Below are 24,819 nucleotides of genomic sequence, written 5' to 3'. Positions count from 1 at the left end.
TACCACTAATTCTCTTTAGCACTGGCTTTTTATTTGGCGCGATATCTATGTGGGCTACGCTTTTATATGAAAGGGCGTAGGCGTAGCCCAAAGTAGGCATTGCTATGAAAATTACGGCAGTTATTAAGTTGATGTTGAAGATTCTTGCTCAGTTGCAAGTCTTACTTGTTCGATAGTTAAATTAAGTAATTGGGCAACCTCTTCCATCGACATACCAAGAGCTAAAAACTGAGGTACAAGTTCAAGTTTTACTTGTTCTCGTCCTCGTTGTACTCCTAGTTCTATCCCCTCTTGTTTCGCTTCTTGATAAACTCTAGTTTCTTCTAACTTAACTCCTAACATAGCCTCTACCTCTTCACGACTTAAGTTGGCAAATTTATAAACTGCAATCGTTGTGATTACATCTATTATCTCCTCCTTAGCTAAAACAGTTATCTGTTCTTGTTGCACCCGCTCTATTAAACGTTTCGCATCTTGCACCATTTGAGTATCTGAGGCAATAGTCAACTGCATCAAACTGATACCTACTTTTTGCTCATCAGAGCTACCTAACTCATCTAAATAAATCCGTTGTACTTGGGAACTGTTCAGTAGCGATCTGTGAATAGTAGTGTTTTCCGGTTCCAAGCTGCGAGACTGTAAAATAATTACCCCGTACCAGTCATCGTAAAGCGATGGGTTACGATACATATACAGCATGGATTCTGAAAAAAACCGATGGTACAGTAACTCATCCTTTTGGAATTGCACCTCAGCAAAAAAGATCATTTGAGATGTTGCATCAGGTGGAGGTAAAAATACCCCATCAATCCGAAATGTTGGTTCTTTAACTTCAACTGATTCAAAGCGATAGCTACTAGCTTCGGCTGGTGGCTGTTCTACTAACTCGAAAAACAATCCTGGGACACGCTTAAAAATTGCATAAAAAATTGCATCACGTCTCACAAATACATCCTCATAACCGTAGCCGATCGCAATCAGTCGCTTTCTGAGTTAGCTTATCTCAAATCATCTAAGTAAGAAACAGCAGCAAGTTCTGAAATAATCTGCAACCAAGTAGGAATTGCTATCTCAGTTGGTAAGTCCCCAGCCGCCAAATATCTCAGCAAAGTTTCTTTTTTTGAAAGGTTTTGCAAACTAGGAATAATTTGATCCAAAATGCCTGCTATTTCCGAATTAATTTGCTGATTAACTTCGCTAACATACTGTACAAGATGGAGACTAGCGCTAGCAGTGATTTCATCTCGCAGCCGCAATACTAAAAGTTGGTGATTGCTCGATCTAGATAAACCTTGGCTTTTTTCTGGTGCCCAGTCAAAGATTTGACCAACGTTGTGTTTCTCGTCTTGACGCGCTAGAGGAAAGATGGTTTCAGGTGCAACTGTTTTATCTTTACTACTAATTTCCGAAATAATTGCTTCTTTCCATTCGTTAGGATCGCATCCTAGTAATAACTTGTAAAAGAGATCGGCATCTTCAAAACCAAATTTTTCTTCAATTTGTTGTTCCATATCTGGATGGAAAAATACCTGCAATTGTTCGCGTTCTAGGGCGACATAATTTGATAATTGGTTCAACAAATCTACCACGGCTTGATGAATGCGATCGCGGGCAAAATCTTCTACTTCTTTAACGGTTTTCTCAAATACTGGATAAAAATCATCGCTTTTAGTTGGAAGGGAAGTATTTACACGGTTTCCTCGATCAAATAATTTCCCGGCTGCACCTTTAGATTCTGCCAGAGCGATCGCTCCATTGTTGGCTTTGTTGAAGAGTAAAGTCCACTGGTTCCAATTGAGGATTCTAAAAGTGAGTTCGTCTTTAACTACATCGCTGACGACAACACCGCGCCGATCTTTAAGTGGTTCTGTCCCTAAATCTTTTTGAAAATTCCTGTAGATTTTATCTAAGCTTTCGACGACAAAGCGCAACTCGATAAAGGCGGGACTGTCTCCTGTAGGGATTCCTTGCTCGTGAATTTCATCTATGATGTCCTTCAAGTGATCTTGTTGCTGGCTCACAACATCAGCCGATCTCCGAGTATCTTCATACAGTTGTTTCAAACCATGAGTCGCTACGTGGGTTTGAATCAATTCCCGCAGTTTACTAAGTCCCCCATCTTGACCAAAGTAACCTAGCTGTTTGCCTAAATTACTGCGGGGATCGGTCTCTAACAGCCGTTCACTTAATAGCTCCCATTTATCTTGTAGCCGTTTAGAGCGATCTAGGTAATCAGGATAGTCCAAGTTAGCCAAAAAATCTGGTGAGCCTGCTTTGACTGTACTAGAACGTTTTGCTAATTCAGCCAGTCCCAACAGTGGCGACAGTAAAACGATCCGGTCTTTTTGGGTTGTAAATGCCTCTGCACCATCGATGGTAGTTTGCAAAACTTTGAGTTTTTGGAAAACGGTTTCCTCTTTTAAATGGCTATCTTCAATTAGGTGGTCAAGTTCTCTTTCGCCACCTTCACTGTCTAGGGGGAGTTGATCGAAGCGACCCACACCTACGAGAATTAAATCTTTTAGGTCTTGTCCTGGTCGCTGCTGCTGCATCATGGTAAAGATTTTATTGGCGCGATCGCTACCGGGAGATTTACCATTTAGCAATACCAAAATTGTTTGTACTTCTGCCAGTTCCCGCAGTGACAAAAAGGTATCCCTAGCCCCCGAATTAGCAGCCCCCAATCCTGGAAAGTCGATGAGAATAAATTTAGCTGCACCTGTAAAATCCCAAATTTCCCGTGAGATTTTCACATCGATATCTACGCGACGGATGAGTGGAAAGCTATTCTGCAATAACTTTGTTGGTAGCCTCTGGGGTGGACTTGGTAATCGGATATGCGCTGGCGGTAAATCCTCAAATTTCAGATTTTGGATTGCCATTGGCTGTTCGATCAGTTGTAGCCCCTCACGGGCGGTGGTAGCATCAATCTGGTAGTGCCCACCACACATCACTTCTCCATAAGCTTGATAAGCCCGCAGGAATAATACCAACTCCCGGAGTAAATAACGTAGCTCTAAATTGTTGCTACTATTCCAAGCCTCCTCACACCAGCTAATAATATCTTTGCCAGAGTTGAGTTTTGATACTGGTATCGGAGGAAGTCCTGCTGCTGTCGTGCGTTTATGGGCTTCCCCTAGCATGAAGCGTAGACACTCATGTACCCCTTCGTGAGAAAGATACTCTACAGTAAAATTACTTAATTGGGTAGTTGCAAAGTCATCTTGCGGGATGATATGTATTGCGGTAACATTACCTGTAGTGGGGTTTTCACTGACTGGTAAAGCATCTGCATATCCAATTAGACTGCCTAAAAGTAAAGTTTTCCCACTACTGAATTCCCCCATCACCCCAATTTTGACAGGTGAAGTTGCCAGGTCTACAGTTTTCTGGGCCGCTGACCGTAAACGTAGGAGACAGTCATCAAGACTAGCTGGAACCCAATCTTCTTGTTTTGAAGGGTGCTGGGGCACAGAATCTATCTTTCGGAGGATGAATTCGCCGTACTCCTTAAAACGGCCCAGCTTATCTGGTTCCATAAAGTAGTTCCCGCCTAACATGAATTTCTGTGAGCTTTATAACATATAAAATAGGATCGCTAGCCATTGTTATAACGTGTTGATATCACATTTAGCATCTCTCTCATTTAATTTGCGATTTTGGAATGAAGCATTTTGAACAGTCAAGACAATTTTGAAAAATCGGGTTTTTCAAGGAAAGTTGAAAAGGAATTCAGAAGTCAGAATTCAGAAACTCAGAATAAATAAAGTAAATACTTATACACAATACGACTATAAATGCTTAGTATAGATGTGGGCATTAAATCCTTTTAGAGCATTGATTTTAAGAGATTTTCTGGAAAACATTAGGTGAATATAATTCGTTACTACACAAGCAAAGTTTACTTACACGGAAGACATAAAAAATCAAAAATTTCAAACCCACTGAGGTTGGTTTTGTATTTCGACTTCGCTCAACACAAGTCTGTATAGTCGTGACTTATAGTCGCCAGGACTTTAATTCATGCTGAATTCTTCTTGATAAAAAATCAATATTTATTTGATATGAAATTACCGATTATTATGAATTTCTGATAAAGATGTAATCGCTTCATAGCGACTCATATAGTTTTTGTGAAGTTAAATAAGGTTTTGAGCGATGTGATTACATAGCTCAGATGAACTTAAAGGTGATTTTAAGAATAAACATGGTCAAATAATTTTCCTGATAGATGAATAATTTAAACTTTACCAAAAATCATGAAGTTAATCTTAATGATAACTTCAGCATTTTTTTAATTTATTTACAAGAGAAAAGCAATTGTCGCAGATATAAAAATAAATAAAGTATTAAGATAAAATAACAGACCGCAATCAAGATGATATCCCTTTATTAACAAATTCTATTATCAGACATATTACCTTAATAATTTAGGCAGAGCAGGTAGGCAAAAGTGTTTTCTAAAAAGGTGCAGAGCTACATTAACCAAATCATGGTTCAAGAGGAAGTAATACAACAGGATGAAAAAGTATTTTACCAGCAGGTAGACACTGCTCCTTTGATGATTTGGATGGCTGGATGCAATGCACTTTATTGCTACTTAAATTCAAATTGGCTGGAATTTACTGGAACCCATCTAAGAAAAGGCGGGCCTGCATCTGCTCGACGAGAAGAGATAAGCAATATCTGGGCTGGTAGCGTCCATCCAGAAGATCGACAGCGATGTAAAAATATATACTTAAAAGCGTTTGCAACGTATAATTCTTTCCAAAGGCAATATCGCCTGCGTCGGTCTGATGGCAAATATCGCTGGATTTTAGATACAGCTGCGCCACGATTTTCAGCAGATGGCAGCTTTGCGGGTTACATCGGTTATTGTGTGGATGTAACAGAAGTGCGAGCTACCCTGAGAGAAGGCTGCTCGGCATCGACAAATTCATCTCGTCGTCTCCGTAAACTAACAGAACAAAAACAGGCGGCAGAATTAAAAAAAGTACAAAAGCAACTACAAACCGAAACTGCAAAACGCCAAGTAGTTGAATCACAGTTACGCCAAAAAATATCAGAATTTACAGCGATTTTACAAGTGCTTCCTGATTTGTACTTTCGTATCCATGCTGATGGAAGTATTTTGGATTACAAGCCAGGAAAGATGGAGAACCCGTATATTTTAACAGGAGATTTTCAGGGCAAGAGTTTGCGAGAATGCCTACCGACTGCTATCTGCGATCGCTTCCAGCAAGCAATAACTCAAGTACTCGAAACTCAATCTTCAGTCAGTTTTGAATATACCTTGCCGCTCCCACAAGGGAATAATAATTTTGAAGCTAGATTATTACCATTACCAGACCAGCAAATCATAGTTCTTGTGCGTGACACCAGCGAAAAAGCACAAACAGCATTAATAGAAAGCGATGCCAAGTTTCGCACCATTATTGAAAATGCCAATAACGTTATTTTTGCCCTGACCCTTGAGGGGATATTTTCTTACGTTTCTCCAAACTGGACTGAAATTTTTGGGCATGAGATTGCAGAGGTTGAAGGTCAATCTTTTGTTCCCTTTGTGCATCCTGACGATGTGTCTATTTGTGCAGATTATTTCCAAAGAATTGCGACAACAACCCAAAAGCAAGACGCAATTGAATATCGGGTAAAACACAAAAATGGCAGTTGGCGATGGCATACAAGCAACTCATCTGCTATTAGAGATGCCAATGGTAATATTTTAAACTTCGTTGGTATTTGCTATGACACCACCGATCGCAAACAAGCAGAAGTTGCACTGAGAGAATGTGCCCAACGGGAAGCATTACTCAATCGTCTTTCTAACCAGATTCGAGCTTCCTTGGATCTCAATTACATTGTGGAAACCGCAGTGCGGGAGATTCGTGACTTATTCCAGATCGATCGCTGCGCCTTCTTTTGGTATCGGCAAGACGCTGAGGTTCCCTACTGGGAGAAAGTATACGAAGCGAAAAGTTCCTTTTTACCCTGTCTGCTTAACGAGCAAGAAGCAACTAGTGCAGAAATCAAACTCATTGCAGCCAAAACATTGAATAGGGAAATTATTCGCATTAATGATGTAGAGACTGTGGGCGATTTCACTACACAGCTATTTTTGCGGGATTTTGGTTTCACTGCCTTTATGTCGCTACCTGTACACACCAAATCTGGCGAAATAGGCACATTTAGCTGTGGTTCTTGTGGTGGCTTCCGGCCTTGGCTAGACAACGAAGTAGAATTACTACAGGCAGTTACAGTGCAAATAGCGATCGCTATTGACCAAGCTAAACTCTACACCCAAAGTCGCATTGCTGCTCAAACAGCCCAAGACAAAGCCCAGCAACTAGAAGCAGCATTACTAGAACTTCAACACACTCAAGCGCAACTCATTCAAACCGAAAAAATGTCCAGTTTGGGACAATTGGTTGCAGGTATTGCCCACGAAATCAATAATCCCGTCAATTTTATCTACGGCAATATTAGCCACGCCCGTGAATATACCAAAGATTTATTGCACTTGGTAGAACTTTATCAACAGAGTTACTGCCCACCAACACCAGAAATTCACGAACAAATCTACAACATAGATTTAGACTTTCTCAAGCAAGATTTGCCGAAAATTCTGGATTCCATGAACATGGGAGCCGAACGCATTCGGCAGATAGTCCTATCTTTACGCAATTTTTCTCGCCTTGATGAAGACGGCACGAAAGCAGTAAATCTTCATGAAGGTATTGATAGCACCTTACTGCTGTTGCAAAATCGTCTGAAAGCCAAACCAGGATATCCCGAAATTCAAGTAATCCGAGACTATGGCAACCTACCACCAGTAGTCTGTCACGCTGGACAGATGAATCAGGTATTTATGAATTTGCTGGCAAATGCGATCGATGTTTTAGAAGAGTCATTTGTCACTAGTCATTTGTCATTAGTAAATAACTCTAAACAAAGGACAAACGACCAAGGACAAATGACTTCTCCTCAGATTCGCATTCGTACCCTTATCAAAGAAGACCGTGTAATCATTGGCTTTGCCGACAATGGCCCAGGCATGACTGAAGAAGTACGCAAACGCTTATTTGACCCCTTCTTTACTACAAAACCCGTGGGTAAAGGCACAGGTATGGGTTTGTCAATTAGCTACCAAATTGTCGTTCAAAAACACGGCGGACAAATCCAGTGTATTTCAGCACCAGGAGAAGGTGCGGAGTTTATTATCATGATTCCACTACATGAGCAACCTTCAACATAAATATAACTTTAATCTTTTCTTAACCAAAAAGTTAACCTATTGGTTGTTAACTAAGATTAATTCACTTTTTGCTGCAACATTTGACCCCCCAAAAAACCTAAAATTTACAGGAATTGGGGGGATTATTTGTACTATTATGGGGGGTTAGGACTAGAAATATTACACTTTAATTACTCTGTAATGGTAGTACTATCTTTGCGTCGGCATAGCCCAACCCAGGCGATAGCACCTTTAAAAAAATCCCTGAATACAAGTAAAGTAGAAGGCTGGGATGATACAACCCCAAGGTCAAAATAGTATCACCTACACACGCGTTATTCATCTAAGTCACGTGATTGACATAGATATTCCCCAGTGGCCTGGAGATCCCACAGTAGAATTTGAAACTGTGGCTGAACTAAATAATGATGGCTATTACCTCCGACGTTTAGCCTTGGGGGAACATAGTGCTACCCATATCAACGCTCCTAACAGCTTCCATAGCTATAGTATGGGAATTGACCAATATCCCGCCCAATCTCTGGTTGTACCTGCGGTGGTCATAGATATTCGTCAAGCCACAGCCGTGAATTCTGATTATGCCCTGACTATTGCTGATGTTGTGGCTTGGGAAGAAGAATACGGTGAGATTTCTCAAGGCTGCGTAGTTATACTGAATACTGGTTGGCAAAAAAAGTGGTTTGATAAAAGTGCATTTCTAAATCATGATGCTCAAGGTATTGCTCATTTTCCAGGGTTTGGTAGCGATGCAACTCAATTCTTACTGAAGGAACGGCAAATTGCTGGGGTAGGGATTGATACTCATGGTGTAGACCCAGGACAGGATAACACTTTTGCTACTAATCGTTTGGTATTGGAAAAACCGCGTATTGTTTTGGAAAATCTCACCAATTTGGATCAGTTACCACCCAAAGGTACTACTCTAGCGATCGGGATTCTTCGATTGCGTGGTGGTTCTGGCTCTCCTGTGGGTGTCTTGGCATTAGTGCCTTAATTTTTATATCGATATTTGCTTCTCACACCAATTTTTTAAACTTGAGGATAACCTAGAAAGCAAGCAAACTTAGTACAGCTTTGTGTCTAAATCTTAGCGTTTTTTAACGCAGAGGAACGCAAAGTCAACGCAAAGGTACGCAGAGTCTTGCCAAATTTTCTTGGCTTATTGTTTCTTTCTTTGCGTCCTTTGCGTCCTTTGCGGTTCGTTTCTCATATAGAAGTGGTTATCAGTACACAAGTTTCACTCGATCATCAGCCGGGGATTTTTAAGATGACAACTCCGCTATCTTGCCGCAATTACATCGACGGTCAATGGTTGAATGCTATAAGGGAAGGAACTTTAGAAAGTCGCAACCCTGCGGACAAAACCGAAATCGTTGCCACATTTGTGCGATCGCAAGTTAATGATGTAGATACAGCAGTAGCCGCAGCCCGTAAAGCCTACCGCAGTTGGCGCACAGTCCCGGCCCCAGCGAGGGCAGAATACATCTTTCGCGTCGGGGAAATATTACTCCAGCATAAAGAAGAACTTGCCCAGTTAATCAGTCGGGAAATGGGTAAACCTCTGACAGAAGCTAGGGGAGATGTGCAAGAAGGTATTGACTGTGCTTTTTACAGTGCTGGCGAAGGACGGCGACTATTTGGGCAAACTACACCGTCGGAAATGTCTAATAAATTCGCTATGACTGTGCGAATGCCTATCGGAGTTTGTGCCTTAATCACTCCCTGGAATTTTCCTGTAGCAATTCCTTGCTGGAAAGCTATGCCAGCTTTGGTGTGTGGCAACACAGTTATTCTCAAACCTGCCGAAGATACCTCAGCCTGTGCAACTAAATTGATTGAAATTTTCCAACAAGCAGGTTTACCACCAGGAGTAATTAACTTGGTGCATGGTGTAGGAGAAGAAGCCGGGAAAGCTTTAGTTGAGCATCCCAATGTAGATTTGGTATCGTTTACTGGTTCTTCAGAAACGGGTGCCTATGTTGGCGCTACTTGCGGACGCACTCACAAGCGTGTCTGTCTGGAAATGGGTGGTAAAAATGCCCAAATAGTGATGGAAGATGCCGATTTAGAACTTGCTCTTGATGGAGCAGTGTGGGGAGCATTTGGGACAACCGGTCAACGATGTACGGCTACTAGTCGCCTGATTTTGCATCGTGATATCAAAGAAAAATTTACCGCCATGCTTTACGAGCGTACTAGTAAGTTACGCTTGGGTGCTGGCACTGACTCCAATACAGATATTGGCCCGATTATCAATGAAAAGCAACTCCAACAGGTAAGCAAGTATTTAGATATCGCCCGTGAGGAAGGAGCAAAGGTTTTAATTGGTGGAGAAATTGCCAATGAAGGCTCATTGAAAAACGGTTACTTCTTTCAACCAACTATTTTGGATGATGTAACTCCTGATATGAGAGTTGCCCGTGAAGAGATATTTGGGCCAGTGGTGGCATTAATTGAGGTTAGTTCCTTTGAGGAAGCGATCGCAATTCTCAACGATAGCAATTACGGTCTTTCTTCTTCAGTTTACACCCGCGACATCAACCGGGCTTTTACTGCCATGCGCGACATCGAAGCTGGTATCACCTATATTAATGGCCCTACTATCGGCGCAGAAGTACATTTGCCTTTTGGTGGTGTGAAACAAACCGGTAACGGACACCGCGAAGCTGGAACTACCGCAATGGATGTTTTCACAGAATGGAAAAGTGTTTATGTTGATTTTTCTGGAAGTTTACAACGCGCTCAGATAGATAACCGCAGTTAATTTCGCAATACAGCCATTTTCAGTTGAGTAGACTTTTAAAAAAGACCTAACCCCCAGCCCCTTCCCTACAAAGGAAGGGGAGTAAGCCTTTTAGAAAAGAGAATCTAAATAACACGCATTGGACTGCAAAATTTGTAGTATCCCCTTGACATCATGTAGAGCTTGTATTACATTTGTAGTATGAAAAGAAAGCCGACAACAAAGGCAAAACTAAAAGCTCTCAGAAGCTTGGCAATTGCATAAATGCCACTGTTTGGGGCCGCGATTGGGGTTCGACTGCTCCGAAACCAACAAACGGACGGTTGCAGGATTCGGGTTCGATTCCCGACGGCTCCATTTGCTTTGACTTCTATTGAAGGTTGCAATAACCTCAATTAGAGCATCGCAATCATGGAAACTTGGGTCTGTAGCTCTAACGGTAGAGATCCCGGATGTCACTTGTGCCCTGACAGAAAAAGCTTACATACTTGCTCAATGGTAGAGCGATCGTCTCTAAAACGATAAGTGCAGGTTCAATTCCTGCGGTGTTACCACAGCTTTTTCAACTCGCATGAGGTGTGAGTGTAACTCTCACAGGGAGGGTATCGGTTCAATCCCGATCAGATCCACTAATATCAATTTGTAATTAAAACAAGAGGTGATTGCAATGGTTCATATTCGATTTGAAGGACGTTCTGTTGATGTGCCAAAAACCCAATTGGGAATTGCAGCAGGGATGAATGATGTGGCAGTGAAGGAGCGCGTTGCTCGGCATTTAGATGTGAATAGCGATCGCCTTTCTGCTTACGTAATCGATCGCCGTCCTAGTGGCGATTTGATCATTCGCCCTGAAGCTGTCTATGGTTAAATTTCCTAGTCATCCGTGCCCTAACAGAAGAAGCATACATACACATTCATAACGACCCTAAGGTAGTAAAGTTCGAGCGATCGGATTAAGCGAAGCATGATTTCTAAGTCTCTCGCAGATTTAGCGTGCGTGCCCACTGCCAATATTTGGTAAGAGCGGCCGTAGCTGTAAAAAGCTTCTTGAACTTGCACGGAATGAATTAAGACTTAATTCCGCGCCCTAACTTGTAAAGCCTACACACACTCCGGCAACGGAATGCAGGTTCGATTCCTGTCGCTCCCTTTAATGGGAGCGTAGCCAAATTGGTATAGGCAATTGTGAAAACTGCTTTGCTAACTTGTGCGGAATTCTAATTATTTGAATTGTATTTATCTATAACCTTTACTCAATACGGAGGTGAGTTCAATGATGTTAGCTAACTCATGTTTAATAACAACTCAATTAGTACAACTGCATTTAAACAACGTGAGATATGAGCGAACATCGTTTGAGCGAGATTGTGATTGAGCGTCCTCGCGGTGGGAGGAGAATTAGCCTCAAAAAGGTGACTGGCTTTAAGAAGCAATTATACAAAATCACCCAGGATGCTATTCAGGATGGATTGTTGAATCCCTACCTGATTAAACCAATAAATAAATCTAAGTATCTTTCAGACCATCTCGGCCCTCTGCGTCGGTTTTTGCGATCGCAAGTTGGACAGCCTTGGAATGACGTTTACAGCCAACTGTGTCAACGATTAGATCCTAGTACAATGGCAGGACAGCATGTTATCGGTCATGTGTGGGACTACGTTGAACGGTATGTAGAAATAATTGATGGTGGTTTCTATAGCAAGCCTTATCAAGGGTATCGAAATCAGCTAGATGTAAGCTATCGCGATCGCTTCTATATCCATCCTGAAACCGGAATTCTTTGTGCATCTGAGAAAATACCTCGAAAGCAGAAGCAAAAGCAGGAACAAACTGATATTCTCATCATTGATAATTATCATCAATACCAGAGGCTAAACGAGATTTGGTATTTAATTACTTTTGAAGATTTGCCATGGCCACCTACTCATTATGTGAAGGATGCTGTCAAAGGTGTAATTCACCGTTCTGTGGCATATACAGGTCAAATGATTTACGCTGTTAGGAAACAGCAGTGTAATAAGAAAGAAATTCGATTTATTTTAAATCAACTTTCTAAAATCTAAATTTTTCACTTCGTGCCCTAACTGAAAAAGCTTACATACTAGCCGAATGGTAAGGCACTTGAATGAATATCAAGCAACTACGGGTTCAAATCCCGTGTGTGAATCAACAGTTTTTTCGACTTGCACGAGGTGATCTTATTTGATGATAATTTCTCTTTGCTTTCAGTGCCTTTTTGCGTAAGTTCTAGTGCCTTTGAGTTGCGAAAACTATTTTTTTTAAACGAACCGCATAGACGCGGAGCGGCTTCCCGCAGGGTAGGACGCGAAGGTGAAGAGAAAAGACAGAGAATTTCACTTACTAATCAGCTCATTACCCAGTCCCTAATCCCCAGTCCCCAGTCCCTTTTACTTGGCAGTTGTTGCCGCGCCCCGATCGCAGAAGCTTACATAACTCTGCACAAGTTATACATGATGCTTCTACAACTTGCGCGGTGACTTGATCGCCCCGCGTGCAACATCTGCCTCCTCATTCATCACAACTAGAGGAGGTTCATAATGAATACCGCAGAACGTGACCTGCGTTTGGAAATGCTCAACAGTTTGCTCACAACTCCTCACCGCAAGCTTGAGCAAGTCGCAGAAATTCATCAGTTAATTGTTGAACTCGATCCCATTTTCTACGGACATTTGGCAGTCTGGTATCAGCGTCATGGTGATGTCCGTGACCATAAAGAAGTATTCCTAGCTTATTTACTAACCAGCAATTTGACTGAACACCGAGATGCTGGATTTATGATGTTGCAAGAGTTTCCACCTTATCAGGTAGCTCGTGTGGTGGACTTCATGAAGCAGCAGCAGAATAAACTGCCTCGTTCGGCTCGGACTGCGGTACGGCGTTACTTGAAGACACGGGAGAGCAATCCGGCTCTGTTTGATCGCGCCGCTTTGCGAGGTCGTAAGGCAATGAAGCACTTATATGCTTCGCTGCACATCAAGCCAAATGAACGGGCAAATGCGATTCTGTTTGGCGATACTCCTCCAGAGGGTTCCTTAGCAAATGTGCTGAAGCAGCTGGCTAAGGCAACAAATGCCGTAGAACAGGCACGGCTGATTGTGGAGTTCAAAATTCCATATACGATCGCAATTGGTGCAATCAAGCAACTTACACCAGTTGTCTTGGTAGCGTTAATCAACAGCATGACTCCTCAAGAGGCGATCAACAACCTCAAGTCTCTCCAGACTAGAGGTGCAATGGATCACCCACAAGTTAAGAAGCTGATTGATTCCAAGCTAGAAGCAGCGTCTAAGAGTGGGCGTGTCTCAGCATTCAAAGCACAGATTGCCGCAGACGCAGGAGATTTTGACGCAGACACCGTTGCCCAACTGGAAAAGGTGACAAACGAACAGGTAAAGCGGCGTGGTGCGATCGCTCGTCCAACTGCTTTATTGGTGGACAAGTCTGGTTCAATGGAAAATGCGATCGCGATCGGTAAACAACTCGCTGCCTTGATCTCTGGTATCACTCAGGCAGAACTGTTTGTCTACGCTTTCGATACCATTCCTTACGCTGTTACGGCAAAAGGCAAGGAGTTGAGCGACTGGGAGCGTGCCTTCCAGCACATCAATGCAGGCGGTGGTACTAGCATCGGCTGTGCATTGGAAGCAATGCGGCGGAAAAAGCAGGTAGTTGACCAGATTATCTTGGTGACGGATGAGGGCGAAAATGCTGCTCCTTACTTCGGTGAAGTCTACAAGAACTACTGCCGGGAGTTGGCGATAATGCCCAATGTGGTGATTGTCCGTGTGGGTGGTCATTACGACTGGGTGGAGAGTCAACTAAAGCAGCAGCAAGCACCTGTAGATACGTTCACTTTTGCAGGTGACTACTACAGTTTGCCGAATCTTGTCCCACTTTTAACACGCCCCTCTCGTCTGGATTTGCTGATGGAGATTCTGGATATGCCGTTGCCTGTAAGAGAGGATAAGTAGAGTGTATCAGGGTGCGTCATAATTACTTGTAACGCATCCTGATGTATAACTGAGAACTTAGCTAATACGTCAAGTTTTAGACTTTAATACTTGTATGGCTTTAAATCCTTCTATTGTCTGACTGAAGAATACGATAGGAATAATTAAGCCGACTGGTTTACCAGTTTGAAACATATTGTAAATGCCAGTTAAAAAATTTAGCAGCATAAATCCCACTGCAATACCCAACGCAATTTGGGATTTACGTTGTACAAAAAAACCTAGAACTAGATAGAGTAAACCAGAAGCTAAACAGGAAATTCCCAATATTACACCTTCAGGAACTCGATTTACAGCTATCAATACTATGATTCCTATAAAAGTACTCAAAACTCCAACTGCATAAATTGCACGGTAGGCAGATGACAACTTTTTTCGGTACTCTGATATTTATTGTGTTTGGCTAGTCATGATTTTAAAATTTATTTTGTCAATTGAATTTTTACTTAATAAATACAAGCCTACTGTCCTTACTGGATTTATCTAGTCATAAATTTAGAAATCGGGAAAAGCTTTTTTCTTCCAAGTATGGGAAATTTTTGTGTATTGACGCTCTAGTTCAGCAGTTGCACAAGTGAGTGTACGTACTTTTTCCTCAACCTGACCTAACTGTTTCATAACACTAGCAGCGAACCATAATAGAAAGAATGAAAATACCCCTGCAAAGCCTTGATTAAGAATATAAACGATGCCACTAATAAATGCACCAACAAATAAAACTATTTGAGCCAGCGCTCCATACATATTAAGACGCACAATGTTTTTATAATCTTCTAATGATTTTTCATTTGCAATTGTTGTATTTTTTTCTATAAAATTCTCAAATTTAGCTTTCACATAGAAAGATATCACAATCGATAATAAGCACATTCCAATATATGCAAAATGCAAAAACATTGTTTCACCTAATGAAAATAGTTGTCTAATTGCGGTTTGACTAAAAACGTATGTTTTTTTATATACTTATTTACTGACAATAATCTTGGGTAATTATGCTTAAATAGTGAGAATTATGTCTGATATTCGTAAGTTAATCAACCAAATTGCGATCGCAGAAGCGCAATTACATACCACCCCATTCCTTGCGCCCTGTGTCAAAGGTGGACGAGTTCGTACAAGGGTAGCCGGGATGGTTTACACCTTCACGCCAAAGCCTAGTAAATTTGAAGGTTGGGGCATCTTTCAGCCTGTGGATGAAAAAACAGCAACGGTTATAGAAGAAGCAGACTTACCCCAAATTGCGGAATACCTACAACACTTTCCCCAAATACGGCTGCGATTAGCACACCAACTGCAAAAACAAACTTGGTTAGCATACCCTGTGAATGAAGTAGATATGCGTCAACGATTGAAGGTAGTTAAGCCGATCACAGTCCACTTAGTAACCGAGGGTATCGCCTTTGAGCAAATCATTACCCGATGGAATGGATATTCTTGCTGGTTCGAGGAAGTCGATCGCCGTACCGATCCGGCAATTTCTGAAACTCTGCAATCTGCCGTCAAGCAACTCACTCCTGCTGAGGAATTACAGTTTAAGGGCATCACTCCAGAAATCCGCACAGTGTATGAATTGGCAACTCGGCGCATTGAGGGATTTACTCAACCCCAACAGGATGAAAAGCGATTGAGAAAGGCATTGCAAATGGGTGGCGGTACCTTAAATCAATTCCACGATCGCAGCGATTATTGGACAGTCGATTGGACAACTGCTGATGGTGTTCGCCATAGTAGTGCGATCGCTAAAACTGATTTGACTGTTGTCAGTTCTGGCATTTGTCTGAGTGGACGTGATCGCGATTTTGACTTGCAATCCTTAGTAGGTGTAATGGAACACCAAGAGTATTAATTACGAATTACGAATTACGAATTATTATGAGTATCTTTTTTCACGAACAGCTTTACCGCACCAATGCTGTGATGGCAAAGTTGAAAAACTATCCTGTAACTATTTGTGGCGCTGGAGCATTAGGAGCTAACATTGCGGAAAACTTAGCACGCTCTGGTTTTGATAAACTTACAGTGATTGATCGCGATCGCATTGAGGAGCGTAACCTTTCAACTCAGCCTTACTACCGTTCTGATGTTGGAGCATTCAAGGCTAAGATTTTGGCGAACAATTTATATCGAGCAATTGGTACTAAAGTTGATGCGAAGACAAAGGAGTTGACATCAGCAAATACAACCCAACTACTCAAAGACAGCCAGCTAATTGTCGATGTTTTTGATAACAGCGTGGCACGTCAAGCAGTGAAAAATTATGCTGAACAATTAAAAATTCCTTGTCTTCATGCTGGGCTATCGGCTGATTATGCAGAAGTGATTTGGAATGACGTTTATCGCGTTCCTTCTGAGGTTAATGATGATGTCTGTGATTATCCGTTGGCACGAAACCTGGTGATGTTAACCGTTGCAGTGGTGTGTGAAGCGATCGTTTCATTCATTGCGACAGCAGAACAACATAACTTCAGCATCACCCAGAAGGATCTGACTGTTCAATCTCTGTTTTTGTAGATTGCTTAGACGCTCTTAGCCGCTTGTCGCAGGTATCGCCCATCACGATTTACCAAACTCTGCGGATTTAAGTTGCATACCAACTAATAAAACGTTCGGCGATCGCTCAGTCAAGTCGCAGTAAGTTTCGTAGCAGGGTATAAATCTCCTTAATTATGTCAGCCTAGCGGAGGGTAGCCCATCATGAATTACGAATTAACTAGCTAGATAGCTGTGTATCTTATTCTTATGTCTTCTTAGACTACCCAAAGCTTGTTGCTCTATCTGTCGCACTCGCTCTCGACTAATACCCATACGTTGACCAATCTCTGCTAAAGAAAGTTCATTTCCATCTGTTAAACCAAAACGTAAAGTTAATATTTCTCGTTGCTGGGGATTTAATTTTAACAATAAATTTTGAATATTTTGTTGAAGAAACTTCTGTTCAGCATATAATTCTGGGGAGAGTCCATTATCCTCTAACATATCTTGTAATTCTATATCTTTGTCTGAGCCAACTCGTAATTCTAGAGAGACAGGTTGACGTGCTAAAAGTAAATAATCTCGAATTTGTTTTGGATCTAAAGATAGTTCTTCGGCGATATCAACTGCGGTAGGAGTACGACCTAGTTTTTGAGTTAGTTCACGTTGAATCCGCTTGATTTTGTTCAGCTTTTCTGTAATATGAATAGGCAAGCGGATAGTACGTCCTTGTTCGGCGATCGCTCGTGTAATTGCCTGGCGAATCCACCAATAGCCATAAGTTGAAAACTTGTACCCTTTAGTTGGGTCAAATTTCTCAACTCCTCGCTCTAAGCCTAAACTTCCTTCTTGAATTAAATCAAGAAAATCTAGGTTATGTCTTTGATACTTCTTAGCAATAGATACTACAAGTCGCAGGTTAGCCTGAATCATTTTCTGCTTGGCTTGTTGCCCTTGATGTAGCTGTTGTAGCAGTGAATTTTCACCCATATTTATATTGTCAACCCACTCTTTTTGTGTTGGTTGACGTTTTAATTGGATAGCTAATTTTTCTTTCGTAGCTAGTAAAGCCATCATTTTTTGAACTTGCTTGGCGAAATTAATCTCTTGCTCATGAGTTAATAAAGGTATCCGTCCAATCTCGCGAAGATAAGTACGCACTGTATCAGCAGTATATAAAAGTTTCTCCTGTTTATTACTTTCTTCTAGATACTTGTAAGATAGATTATTCATAGTTATTTGAACCTTCAAAAATATTTGTTGGTTTAGAGGATGTTTTAAAAATCCTCTTGGCAGTAGCAAAACGTTTTGTATTCCCTTAAATCCAGGCTACTTGCTTCGCTTTTGTCCTAATTTTACTTTTTACTCAGCACTCAGTACTGAGTAACTTAAAAGTCAAGAAATTTGAAATATTTTTTAGTTGTTGCTACGGGTCGTTATTTTGTTAAAAGCAATATTTTTTAAGTTAATAGCTTGATGTTACAGGAGCTTGTCAAAGAATTGAAAAAGTTATGTCTGTCCAAATTCTAGTCCATTTTAAAGCAGAGCAATACCTCTAGGAACTGCTTCTACAATGACTTTTGCAACACTGGAGACAATGGATTATGGCTTGATTTCACTTTTGCGATCGCAGGGTAACTGACTTGATATCTTAAAAGACTGCGATCGCTTTTGATTAATCCTTACTCAGATTTTGACCTTTTTCTACCAAACAAACTAGTCATACTTAATCCAGTAACCAACAACCCTAATAGCCCTAGTCCGTTCAAAATCGGGTAAATTCCCTGTAAACCCAAGATTTCACCACGATGAATCGAAAGTAGTAAACTACGTGGAACTCCAATGTTAGCTGACCACTCACCTACCAGGGTAGCTGCAATACCGGTTAACAATGTTACAGCAAGCGGTAAAGCCAAAATAATCGCCAGAGTCCGGTGATATTTGCGAAATGAACGCATTATCCAAAATCTCCAGTGGAAACTATAGCAGTTCGCAACTTGATAAGCTACAGAACTATTTGTCTCAAAGCCAGATATAAAGACTTTTTTTGGTGTCTCTTGTCTTTTAAATCCTGCTCTATGTTAGTTTTACCTCACTTAGAAACAGTGGCGATGTTTGTCTCAAGTGTTTGTAATCCTTTAAGAGATTTCGCTTTATCTTTTGCTTTTAGCGAACCCTTCACCTGGGTCGCAGCATCTTCGATGACATTATAGGTTTTTGAAGATTTAGTTTTGACACCATCCTCAACTTTAGACCAAGAATTTTCAAACTTATTAAATTCCTGTTGAGCTTTCTCAAAGTTTCCGGCTTGCACCGCAGTTTTTGTATTTGTAACGACACCGGTCAAAGTATTAAAACCTCCCTGCGTAGCACTAGGGGTTTTAGATCCTGTTGTTGCCTTAGTGGTTTCTGTGGTAGTAGGAGTTTGGGTGGTGGATTTTTGATCGCTGTTGCATCCTACCAATGTCAGTAAGCTAATTGCAGTAACAGGGATGATGTAGATTAAGCGTTTCATAAGACCTCTTGAATAATGATAAGTCGCCAAGTAATGACGGTATCAGCTACTATATCAGCTAAAGTTGCTGGAGGTGTAGGAAGATTCTATGCTAGCTTTCTCTCTGTAAATGCTAAAGTTTTTTATACAATTTTTTATTGGTACGGTTGTATTAAGGCTGTTTTTCTATATTAATTTGGAATTGATACCTCATTATTTTTGATAAGTAAGTTAAGTGTTATTTGTTACTTTATTTATAATTAAAAAGAATGTAGAATTAAAAATTAATTAGTGTGGGACTTAAACTCACATATTTATCGGCTACTCGTACAGAATTCAGACTGAACTCTTTCTTGTTAAAAAGTCTTGCATAGAGTTGACAAATTCTTTTAACTCTAAAACTAAATTAGTAGCATCTCTAAGCTCTTGCTCGTAAGCTAACTTTTCTAGTTTGTCAGCTGCTAGATACATAGCTGTGGCTCCAACATTGGCACTAGCACCTTTAAGGTGATGAGCTTCTCGCGCAATTTGCCTAAAGTCATCAGATGCAATCGCTGCAATGATGGTCTCTAAACGGGGTTCAACATCTTTAAGGTATATTTGCAATAGATTTAATTCAAATTCTCCATCATTTTCCGATATCCGATGCAAGTGTTCCCAATCAATTGCTAGGTTAATTGTGTCGTTGTTTGTGGTGGAAACTGTCTGTTCTTCAACAACTGGCTCTTGTTTTGAGAGGATAACGCCTGTCCAATGCTCTAGAGTGGCAGCCAATTTTTCTTTAAACACTGGCTTACTCAGATAGTCATCCATTCCTGCATTGAGACACATTTGTTGGTCTTCTTTCATGGCATTAGCCGTCATCGCAATCACCACAGGACGACGACGCAGAATAAAAGCGTTTTCTTGCCAACGATGAATTTCTTTTGTGGTTTCTAAACCGTCAAGAATTGGCATTTGGCAATCCATTAGAATCAAATCATAAGGAATTTTTTCTAATAGCTGCAAAACTTCCTCTCCATTGGCAGCAACATCGGCTTTGTAGCCTAAACTCTGAAGTTGCTTCAGGGCAACTTTTTGATTCACCAAATTATCTTCAGCTAAGAGAATTCTTAACTGGAATTGAGTAGAGGAGTTATGGGCAGAGGAAGTAAGAATGCTGGAAGTTTCTGTACTTGAGATTTTTTTGGTAGCCTCTAGCCTTCTTCCTTTAGACCCTTCTTCTGGTTGAGGCTGAGTTTTTAGAATAGTCATAATGGTATCAAGGAGTCGAGACGGCTTAACAGGTTTGATTAAATAAGCAGCAAATCTTATTTTGAGCGCTCGTTGCAATTGGGTGCGTTGATTAATAGAGGTGAGTATAATCAAAGGTATCTTAGCAATTGCAGAATTAGCTTTAATTTGTTCTTCTAAAGTTATGCCAGAAGTTTGAGCCATTTGCATATCAACCAAGACGACATCATAAGAATTACCACGCTCACAAGCTTCCTGAATAGCAATGAGTGCAGCAGCAATACTGTCAGCTTGATCTACCTGCATTCCCCAACTGGTAGCTTGATGATAGATAATTTTGCAATTAGTAGCATTACTATCTACCACTAACAAGCGGCGATTGTTCAAAAATCTGCCTTCGCTCTTGACCTTCGTGTAACGTGTCGCAGGCAAGAAGCTATCGGAGTTTGGCAAAACAGGTTCAAGTTGTTTGACAAAAGGCACCTCAAACCAAAACTTAGATCCTTTCCCTCTCTGACTTTCCACACCAATGACTCCTCCCATCAAAGTCACCAGTTGTTTGCAGATGGCTAATCCTAAACCGGTACCACCATACTTGCGAGTGGTAGAAGCATCCACTTGGGTAAATGGCGTAAAGATTTTGTGTTGGTCTTCAGGGCTAATGCCAAGACCTGTATCTGTAATGGCAAAATAGATGGTGGCTGTTGTGGAGGAAAGGGATGGCTTTGTCAAAGGCGATCGCAATTCTATTTGCACTACGACTTCACCAACGTTAGTGAACTTGATAGCGTTACTAATTAGGTTCATCAGAATTTGCCGTAACCTACTAACATCGCCTTTGAGGTGGGTAGGGACGTTGCTATAAAGTAGTGCAGCAATTTCTAATCCCTTACTATGGGCTGATGGAGCCAATAACTCTACCACTTCTTCAACACAAGTGGATAGGTTAAAATCTAGAGTTTCGAGAGCCATTTCTCCAGCCTCAAGTTTGGAAAGATCCAAAATCTCATTGATTAAACTTAAAAGGGCATCTCCACTAATCCGAATTGTTTCAATAAAATCTCGTTGTTCTGGATTTAAGGGAGTATCTAAAACCAAACTGGTCATCCCCAAGACAGCATTCATGGGAGTGCGAATTTCATGACTCATATTTGCCAAAAAAGCACTTTTAGTCTGAGAAGCTAATTCCGCTTGGTGACGGGCAATTTCAAGTTCTTCTCGCTGACGAGTTTCTGCTTTTAAAAGTTGAGCTTGGGCTAAAGCAATGCCTACTTGGTCGGCTATTTGCCGCAAGAGATGAGTTTCAAAACTAGACCATTGGTGAGAATCATCACACTGATGGACTATGAGCAAACCGCGAAGTTCTTCTTTGACCAAAATAGGTACAACAAAGTTGACTTTGACCCCAAACTGTTGGATTAATTTCAGGTCACTTTGTTGGACTTCGAGTAAATCTAACTCAGCCAGTCCTAAAATCTCTCCTTGACGGTACTTTTGTAGATAGTACTGTTGCAGGTATTCTGCTCGTAAGTAAGGGGCGGTGATATTTTGCTCTTTGATTTCTGGTAAGCCAGAAATTACTGCTTCAACAACGGAGGTTGCAGACTCATCTGGTAAAAGCTGATAGATTAAAACTCGGTCAGTTTGGAGAATCTTTTGCACTTCCTTGACAGTGATTTCGAGAATTTCTTCGATTTGCAAAGACTGGCGAATTTTGAGGGTGATTTCGGTAAAAAGTTGCGATCGCAAGTTTTGGCGTTGTAATTCCTCTTCAGCCCGCTTACGCTGAATAAATTGCCCCACTTGCTCACCAATAGAATTCATCGTGTTGACTAAATCTTGGTCATGAGGTTTGATTTTACGATTGAAGCAGGTAATCACGCCCAAAATTTTGTTACCAGTCCGAATTGGAAAACCGAAAGCTGCGTGTAACCCTACTTGAGCCGCGATTTTAAAATAAGGAAAATTCAGATCCGTGACGACATCAGTAAGCCAAACAGCTTCAGAACTAGCCCAAACACGTCCAGGTAGTCCAATTCCTTCTATAAATGTGGTTTGCCGCTTCAGTGCTTCAAATTCTTGCACTTCAAGGGATGCTTTATGCCAGATGGAAAGAAAACGCAGCACATTTGCTTGCTGATCGACCATCCAAATTTCACCTAAATCCCATCCTAAACTCTCGCAGATTCCTTGTAAGATTCGGGGGTTAGCCTCGTTGATTGTGGTAGACTCTGCTAAAACGCGGGTTGCAGCATATTGTGCAGTTAAATGCTGTTGTACTCGTTTGCGTAAGCGAAGCTCGTCGGAGACATCGGTGATGTCAGTGCCAGTGCCAACAATGTATTCCACCAATCCTTCATAGTCTTTTAAGAAGGTATTCGACCAGGCAATCAGTCGGCGACTACCATCCTTCATTACCCAATGGTTCTCATGCTCCAAAAAGCCTCTACCAGTTAGCAATTGCTCAAAAACTGCTTTGACTGACTCTACTTCTTCAGGAAGTAAGAATAAGTTCCAAAAATACCTACCCCTCACCTCATCGAAGGAGTAACCTGTTATTTGCTCACAAGCTTGATTGAAACGAATGATTTGCCCTTGAGAATCGAGAACTATTACTAATGCACTGGCTGTATCAAGAACTGCTGAGATAAAATTGCGTTCTTGATTTAAGGTTTCTTCTGTCCTTTTGCGCTCTGTTACCTCACGATATATGAAGTAGTAGACTACAGCAAGAACGATAAAACTTAGGCAAATAGCGATCGCAATTGTCACAGTTGTTTTACGAGTCCAAGCTTTTGCTGTTTGTGAAAGTTGCTGATGCCGCTCCCTTTCCTCGTTCTCTATCTCATTGATCTCCTTGCCGATATCATCCATGAGATTTTGACTTTTATTTGTCAGTACTACCTGCAATGCCGCCTCTGCTCCATTTTTTTGGCGTAAGTTGATAGTCTGCTTTAGTTCAGTAAGTTTATCTGCAATTAGAACTTCAAGTGTTGCAATCTGGTTTGGTTGATCTGTGCTTAAATTCTTGAGTTTGGCAATTTCTTGCTCGACATTGGTAAGTGATTTTTGATAGGGTTTTAGATAAATTGGTTTTCCAGTAATAATGTAACTACGTTGCCTAGTCTCCGCATCCTTTATTTGAGACAGTAGTTCTTTTAAACTGTTGATTTTTTGAGAAGTATTTTTTAATATACTGCGATTATTAGTAGATACTGTTGTATTTTGATAGGAAACTACACCAATCAAAACTAAAATTACCGATGCGACACCAAAACCTGCTGCAATCTTTTTAAAAAATTGTTTGCTTACCTTCTGTGTCTGTTTGTTTTTCTTGGTAACAAGTACCAAACTTGCTAAATTTCGGCGCAATTCCAGTTGCTTGATGACTTGACGGCCTAATGCTCGTAATGCCTCTATCTGATCTGGAGTAAGTTCTCGTTGTACGTAATCAATCACACACAGAGTTCCTAGAGCATATCCTTCAGGGTTAGTCAGAGGTACACCAGCATAAAATCTAATATTTGGGTCAGATGTAACCAGTGGGTTGGTGGCAAACCTTTCGTCATCTCTTGCATCAGGCACAACAAAAACGTCAGGCTGTAAAATAGCATGGCTACAGAATGCAAAATCTCGATGTGTTTCTAGGGGATCTAAACCGACTTTTGATTTGAACCACTGGCGATTTGTATCAATTAAGCTAATTAAGGCAATAGGAGTCTGACAAATATACGAGGCTAAACGGGTGAGGTCATCAAAGGCAGGTTCAGATGGTGTGTCGAGAATTTTATACTCCAAAAGTGTCTCGATTCTCTGTATTTCGTTATTAGGTAATGGTGCTTTCATCCTTAAGCCTTATCTACATTCTGGGGGCTGGGGAAGAAGCAGGGAAATGAGGGAGATTAAAGGGGAGACAAGGAGATTGCCCACCATCCCCGATACTTAATACCTAATATCCAATGCCAATGCCCAGGTCAATAAACTTACTTCAATTAATGACAATAGTTTAGTTAAAAGCGTTAGCGTAATTTCACTGAGTTCTAGCTGATGCATAAATTTGTCAAATGATTAAGTCTCTACTGTATTTTTTGTGGGCTGGTTTATTTGAAATTGGAGGAGGCTACCTAATCTGGTTGTGGTTGCGAGAAGGTAAGCCGTTCTGGTGGGGCATATTGGGGGGAATTGCTTTAGCTTTCTATGGGATTATTGCAACTCTTCAATCGGCAAATTTTGGCAGAGTGTATGCTGCTTACGGTGGTGTGTTTATCGCAATAGCAATGTTTTGGGGTTGGAAGGTAGACGGTGTAATTCCAGACCGCTACGACCTCATAGGAGCATGTTTAGCTTTAGTGAGTGTTCTCATTATCATGTTTGCACCCAGATCTTAAGTAGAACTTCTAGATTAATAAATTTTTTAATACCCGCTTTTCAGAGACTGACAAAAAATAAATTATCCAAAATTATGGCGTTGCAGAATAGAAATATGAATTAGTGCGATCACTATGAAATGTCCAAGGTGTGCGTCAAGCCACATTCGCAAAAATGGTAAACAAAGAGGTAAACAAAACTACATTTGTGTGGAATGTGGTCG

The 24,819-nt window shown here is 41.1% G+C and carries 19 protein-coding genes and 1 tRNA gene; 11 read left to right on the top strand and 9 right to left on the bottom strand.

The annotated features are described in order from the left end of the window. Positions 1-123: 123 nt before the first annotated feature. Both IQ274_RS24590 and IQ274_RS24585 read right to left on the bottom strand, forming a co-directional pair. Positions 124-945: an Rpn family recombination-promoting nuclease/putative transposase gene (locus tag IQ274_RS24590; protein WP_163927612.1), complete on the bottom strand. Its 822-nt coding sequence runs from the start codon at positions 943-945 to the stop codon at positions 124-126. A gap of 53 nt (positions 946-998) precedes the next feature. Continuing rightward, entirely contained in the window at positions 999-3,539 is a 2,541-nt protein-coding gene (locus IQ274_RS24585) for a proteasome protein (RefSeq protein ID WP_194143728.1), read from the bottom strand. Between the two features lie 953 nt (positions 3,540-4,492). Here IQ274_RS24585 and IQ274_RS24580 point away from each other — a divergent pair. From IQ274_RS24580 to IQ274_RS24570, 3 genes are all read left to right on the top strand, one after another. Further along, positions 4,493-7,255: a PAS domain S-box protein gene (locus tag IQ274_RS24580; RefSeq protein ID WP_194143761.1), complete on the top strand. Its 2,763-nt coding sequence runs from the start codon at positions 4,493-4,495 to the stop codon at positions 7,253-7,255. Between the two features lie 271 nt (positions 7,256-7,526). Continuing rightward, the gene (locus IQ274_RS24575) at positions 7,527-8,249 is read left to right on the top strand and encodes a cyclase family protein (RefSeq protein ID WP_194143727.1); all 723 of its coding nucleotides are present in this window, start codon (positions 7,527-7,529) and stop codon (positions 8,247-8,249) included. A 273-nt stretch (positions 8,250-8,522) separates the two neighbouring features. Beyond that, positions 8,523-10,019: an aldehyde dehydrogenase family protein gene (locus tag IQ274_RS24570; protein ID WP_163929595.1), complete on the top strand. Its 1,497-nt coding sequence runs from the start codon at positions 8,523-8,525 to the stop codon at positions 10,017-10,019. Between the two features lie 210 nt (positions 10,020-10,229). Here the strand turns inward: IQ274_RS24570 and IQ274_RS24565 are convergent, their stop codons facing one another. Next, complete coding sequence (locus IQ274_RS24565; RefSeq protein ID WP_163929572.1) at positions 10,230-10,457, bottom strand: hypothetical protein; 228 nt, start codon at positions 10,455-10,457, stop codon at positions 10,230-10,232. A 208-nt stretch (positions 10,458-10,665) separates the two neighbouring features. On the opposite strand from IQ274_RS24565, the gene IQ274_RS24560 reads away from it, so the two are divergent. From IQ274_RS24560 to IQ274_RS24545, 4 genes are all read left to right on the top strand, one after another. Next, the gene (locus IQ274_RS24560; RefSeq protein ID WP_015132106.1) at positions 10,666-10,866 is read left to right on the top strand and encodes a hypothetical protein; all 201 of its coding nucleotides are present in this window, start codon (positions 10,666-10,668) and stop codon (positions 10,864-10,866) included. Between the two features lie 472 nt (positions 10,867-11,338). Beyond that, positions 11,339-12,061 (top strand): hypothetical protein, encoded by a 723-nt coding sequence (locus IQ274_RS24555; RefSeq protein WP_194143726.1) that lies wholly within the window; start codon positions 11,339-11,341, stop codon positions 12,059-12,061. A 32-nt stretch (positions 12,062-12,093) separates the two neighbouring features. Continuing rightward, positions 12,094-12,162 (top strand) — tRNA-Phe (locus IQ274_RS24550). A gap of 394 nt (positions 12,163-12,556) precedes the next feature. Beyond that, positions 12,557-13,990, top strand: coding sequence for a vWA domain-containing protein (locus IQ274_RS24545; RefSeq protein ID WP_194143725.1), 1,434 nt, complete (start codon positions 12,557-12,559; stop codon positions 13,988-13,990). Positions 13,991-14,059: 69 nt separating this feature from the next. Here IQ274_RS24545 and IQ274_RS24540 read toward each other — a convergent pair whose 3' ends face one another. Together IQ274_RS24540 and IQ274_RS24535 are read right to left on the bottom strand one after the other, a co-directional pair. After that, positions 14,060-14,332, bottom strand: a complete 273-nt coding sequence (locus tag IQ274_RS24540; protein WP_228058339.1) for a hypothetical protein — start codon at positions 14,330-14,332, stop codon at positions 14,060-14,062. A gap of 192 nt (positions 14,333-14,524) precedes the next feature. Then, the gene (locus IQ274_RS24535; protein WP_194143724.1) at positions 14,525-14,926 is read right to left on the bottom strand and encodes a hypothetical protein; all 402 of its coding nucleotides are present in this window, start codon (positions 14,924-14,926) and stop codon (positions 14,525-14,527) included. Between the two features lie 115 nt (positions 14,927-15,041). Here IQ274_RS24535 and IQ274_RS24530 point away from each other — a divergent pair, with 115 nt between their 5' ends. Both IQ274_RS24530 and IQ274_RS24525 read left to right on the top strand, forming a co-directional pair. Beyond that, positions 15,042-15,875: a hypothetical protein gene (locus IQ274_RS24530; RefSeq protein ID WP_194143723.1), complete on the top strand. Its 834-nt coding sequence runs from the start codon at positions 15,042-15,044 to the stop codon at positions 15,873-15,875. A 26-nt stretch (positions 15,876-15,901) separates the two neighbouring features. Further along, positions 15,902-16,540: a HesA/MoeB/ThiF family protein gene (locus IQ274_RS24525; protein ID WP_194143722.1), complete on the top strand. Its 639-nt coding sequence runs from the start codon at positions 15,902-15,904 to the stop codon at positions 16,538-16,540. A 195-nt stretch (positions 16,541-16,735) separates the two neighbouring features. On the opposite strand, the gene IQ274_RS24520 is transcribed toward IQ274_RS24525, so the two are convergent. The 4 genes from IQ274_RS24520 to IQ274_RS24505 form a co-directional block, all read right to left on the bottom strand. Next, the gene (locus IQ274_RS24520) at positions 16,736-17,734 is read right to left on the bottom strand and encodes an RNA polymerase sigma factor, RpoD/SigA family (protein ID WP_194143721.1); all 999 of its coding nucleotides are present in this window, start codon (positions 17,732-17,734) and stop codon (positions 16,736-16,738) included. A gap of 449 nt (positions 17,735-18,183) precedes the next feature. Further along, positions 18,184-18,459: a peptidase gene (locus IQ274_RS24515; protein ID WP_190935103.1), complete on the bottom strand. Its 276-nt coding sequence runs from the start codon at positions 18,457-18,459 to the stop codon at positions 18,184-18,186. 134 nt (positions 18,460-18,593) lie between these two features. Then, positions 18,594-19,016 carry a DUF4363 domain-containing protein gene (locus IQ274_RS24510; protein ID WP_163929581.1) on the bottom strand — a complete coding sequence of 141 codons (423 nt, stop codon included), beginning with the start codon at positions 19,014-19,016 and terminating at the stop codon, positions 18,594-18,596. A gap of 315 nt (positions 19,017-19,331) precedes the next feature. Further along, positions 19,332-24,074 (bottom strand): GAF domain-containing protein, encoded by a 4,743-nt coding sequence (locus IQ274_RS24505; protein ID WP_194143720.1) that lies wholly within the window; start codon positions 24,072-24,074, stop codon positions 19,332-19,334. Positions 24,075-24,292: 218 nt separating this feature from the next. Here IQ274_RS24505 and IQ274_RS24500 point away from each other — a divergent pair, with 218 nt between their 5' ends. Both IQ274_RS24500 and IQ274_RS24495 read left to right on the top strand, forming a co-directional pair. Continuing rightward, positions 24,293-24,616, top strand: coding sequence for a YnfA family protein (locus IQ274_RS24500; protein WP_163929583.1), 324 nt, complete (start codon positions 24,293-24,295; stop codon positions 24,614-24,616). 114 nt (positions 24,617-24,730) lie between these two features. After that, on the top strand, positions 24,731-24,819 hold an 89-nt coding region (locus IQ274_RS24495), incomplete at its 3' end, for a transposase-like zinc-binding domain-containing protein (RefSeq protein ID WP_416209850.1).

Origin of the sequence: Nostoc sp. LEGE 12447 (assembly GCF_015206985.1) — a bacterium.
In the GTDB taxonomy this organism is placed as follows: Bacteria; Cyanobacteriota; Cyanobacteriia; order Cyanobacteriales; family Nostocaceae; genus Nostoc.
This window is presented reverse-complemented; position numbering and strand designations above follow the sequence as displayed.